The organism is Vicinamibacteria bacterium (assembly GCA_035620555.1).
In the GTDB taxonomy this organism is placed as follows: domain Bacteria; phylum Acidobacteriota; class Vicinamibacteria; order Marinacidobacterales; family SMYC01; genus DASPGQ01.
Genome location: DASPGQ010000467.1, coordinates 1 through 3,327 on the forward strand (window position 1 = coordinate 1; position 3,327 = coordinate 3,327).

Annotated in this window: 3 protein-coding genes; 2 read left to right on the forward strand and 1 reads right to left on the reverse strand. The window is 64.4% G+C overall.

What is annotated here, in order from left to right; genetic code table 11:
* The coding region (locus tag VEK15_18905) for a hypothetical protein (GenBank protein HXV62776.1) at nt 1-578 on the forward strand (578 nt) is incomplete at its 5' end.
* 1 nt (nt 579) lies between these two features.
* A complete protein-coding gene (locus VEK15_18910; GenBank protein ID HXV62777.1) occupies nt 580-2,190 on the forward strand; it encodes a GMC oxidoreductase in 1,611 nt (536 codons plus the stop codon).
* A 7-nt stretch (nt 2,191-2,197) separates the two neighbouring features.
* Here the strand turns inward: VEK15_18910 and VEK15_18915 are convergent.
* Nucleotides 2,198-3,327 (reverse strand): amidohydrolase family protein (locus VEK15_18915; GenBank protein ID HXV62778.1); only part of this gene is annotated, 1,130 nt, incomplete at its 5' end.

Consider the following 3,327-nt stretch of genomic DNA (forward strand, 5'->3'; position numbering starts at 1 on the left):
AGCTGGCCCTTTTTGCGAACGACGGGACCGTAGAGCCCAGCTCTTTCGTGGACGAGCGCAAGACCCGAATGAAGGGCTTGGACGCCGTCCTGCGCCTTCCTTCGACACGGCCGTCTGCACTCGATCGCGTGGCGGAGCTCCGGCGCGAATGCGGCCTCTTCCATCGTTTCCTGACCGGTGGCGTGCCGAGCGATTACCTCGAGGAGCAATACGTTCGGTACCACGAACGTCCCGACGCGCGGACGAACGTTCCCGGCGATCGGTTCGACAGCGTCCTGTTGAGTTTGTCCCGACTCTCGCCCGCGGGTACGAGGCTCGTCGACGCCTACACGAGCGTCTTTCGGAGACGGTCCGTCGTGCGCAAGAAGCTCGTCCTGATGGTGGCGTTGCTCGAGTGCGATCCATCGGCTTTTCGGCGAATCGATTCCGCCACCGGCGGCTCCCGGGCGTGGATCTGGGCCAAGCTCGCGGCAAGAGCGAGCTCCCACGCCCTGTGTTTGCTCGTCGCCACTCCGCCACTCGCGGCTCTCGGTCTCGCGATGCGATGGGCGGGCCCGGGCCAGGTGAAGGAACGGTGAGTTGGATCCGGTAGTCGTCGTCGGTTCCGGAGCGAGCGGGGTGCATTTCGCGCTGACCGCTCTCGAAAAGGGGCGTCGGGTCGTCATGCTCGACGTGGGTCGCCGACGTCCGGAGCCTTTGGGCGCCGCCGAGACGTTCGACCAGCTCAAGACGAGCGTGAGCGACCCGGTCCAGTTCTTTCTCGGGAAGGACTACGAGGCCCTTACGTTTCCCGATGACGACGAAGAGTATTACGCCTTGGCCCCGAATCAACATTACGTGGTCGAGCCGCTCGACCGCTTCCGGCTCGCCACGTCGGGGTTCAGTCCGCTCGTTTCCTTTGCCGCCGGAGGTCTCGGCGAGATCTGGTGTGCCGGCTGCTACCCGCTCAACGACGCGGATCTCGAGGACTATCCTTTCACCTATGCCGATCTCGCGCCCTACTACGAGACGGTGGCGAGGCGAATCGGGGTGGCGGGAGAAGCGGACGACTTGTCGCGATTCTACCCGGTTCAAGAGGGTTTGCTTCCTCCTCTCGATCTCGACGAGCATTCGCGCGTCCTCCTCGAGACCTATCGCAAGCGCAAGGCCGCGCTCAACGGGAGCCACGGATGCTTCGTCGGCCGGGCGCGCGTCGCGACCTTGAGCCAGGATCTGAATGGCCGCAAGGCCTGCAGCTACCTCGGACGATGCCGCTGGGGTTGTCCCAATCACTCGATTTACGTGCCCACGTTGACGCTGAGCGAGTGCCTCGCTCACGACCGTTTCACCTATGTGCCCGACGTCCACGTCAGCCACTTCGTTTTCGGCTCCGACAACCGAGTCCGCAAGGTGGTGGCCCGATCGGTGACCGGCGACGCTCGGCACGAGTTCGACGCGGAAGCTCTCGTTCTCGCCGCGGGAACGCTGTCTTCGTCCAAGATCTTCCTGGACTCCGTCTACCGGGATTCGGGCGAGCGGCTCACGCTTCGGGGCTTGCTGGACAATCGCCAGGTGCTCATGCCTTTCGTCAACCTCGGCCTCATCGGCAAACCGTTCGACCCCGAGAGCTATCAGTATCAGCAGGTCGTGATCGCGCTCGACGCCGAAGAGGCCCGGGATCGCGTCTATGGTCTGGTGACGACGTTGAAAACCGCCCTCATCCATCCCATCGTGGCGAGTTTTCCCACGTCGATGCGTACCGGCCTCTCTCTTTTTCGAGACATTCACGGCGCCCTCGCGATGCTGAACGTCAACTTCTCCGATCGTCGCCGAGAGGAGAACCAGCTGTCGATCGAGGCCGACGGGAAGGACGGAACCACGACGCTTCGGGTCGACTACGTACCCGAGCCGAACGAGAGCGCCAAGATCGCGCGGGTCACGAAGCGCTTTCGCCGCATTCTCCGCAAGCTCGGTTGCATCGCGCCCAAGAACGCCACCCACGTCCGCCCCATGGGTGCGAGCGTGCACTACGCGGGAACGATCCCGATGTCCGAAAACGGGTCGGGGCCGACGACCGACGAGGTGTGCCGCAGCCGGGATTTTGACAACCTCCATTTCGTCGACGGCACGACCTTCCCGAGTCTCCCCGCCAAGAACCTGACGTTCACCCTCATGGCGAACGCGTCGAGGGTGGCCGACCTGGCTTTTTGATCCGAGATTAGCGGAGCGCGAGTCCGCTCTCCACAACCGTCGAGCGGGCGATGCGACGCGCCAGGGCACGGTCGAAGAGCCGCGCAGCGCCGTCCAGCTGCCCCTCTCCCGTCGTAACTCGGCGCGCCCTGAAGACTGACGACAGCTCCGGTGTTCCCACGAGCGGACGTCCCCCCACGCTCACGAGCCGAAGATCGCTTCTTCGAGCGGCGAGAAGTGCCCTGGCGGGATCCTCTTCGAGCCGAGGAACGATGATGAAATCCGCCGGAGCCCCAGGGACGAGGCGGCCCGCGTGCGGCAACCGTAGCAAACGGGCCGGCGTGGTCGTGACCATTCGCAGGAGCTCGGCTGGCGCGACCGACGGCGCCGCTTCGCGCGCGGCGCGTAGCTCCTCGAGCAGATCGCGAGAGCCGGTCAGGCGTGAATCGGTTCCGAGGCCGATCGATGAGGCTTCGCCGAGCGAGCTACGCAGAAAAACCGGCACCGTTGCCGTTCGCCCCAGCAAGAATCTATTCGACGAAGGACACCACACCAGGCCCGCTCCTCGTTTTCGGGCGAGCCCCCAATCCTCGGCGGACATGCCGACGCCGTGCACGAGAACGGTGTTATCGGCGAGACATCCGATCTCGTCGAGGCGCTTCAGCTCCTCGCGGGAGCGACGATCGATTCCTTCGGTGACGTGAACGAGGAACGGCGCTCCCGAAGGCGTGGCCCGATAGGCCTGTTTCACCGCCGCGGCCATCTCGCCGTTGGCCCCGACGGGTCGACCTTCGAGGAAGAAGGAGTGGGCCCAGCCGTATCGCCGGACGACGCGAACCGGAAACCGACGGCGGAGCTCTCGATAGAAAGGGTTGTGGTGGGCAACGGTGGTGACGCCAGAAAGAAGATTCTTGAGCCCTCCGATCAACAGACGATCGGAGAGCGGCTGCTCTCGGCCTTCTCGGATTCGTGGATCTTCCCGAAGCCTCGGACGCATGTCCTCGATCCATTCGGACGCGCTCTGGTAGGTCGGACGAAACTTCAGCCTCCCGAAATGATTCAGCTCGAGGTGGTCGTGTGCGTTGACGAGACCCGGAAGGACGAAGGCGCCGTCAAGGTCGACGACGACATCGCCTCGCCGAGGCGTAGCGCCGACCT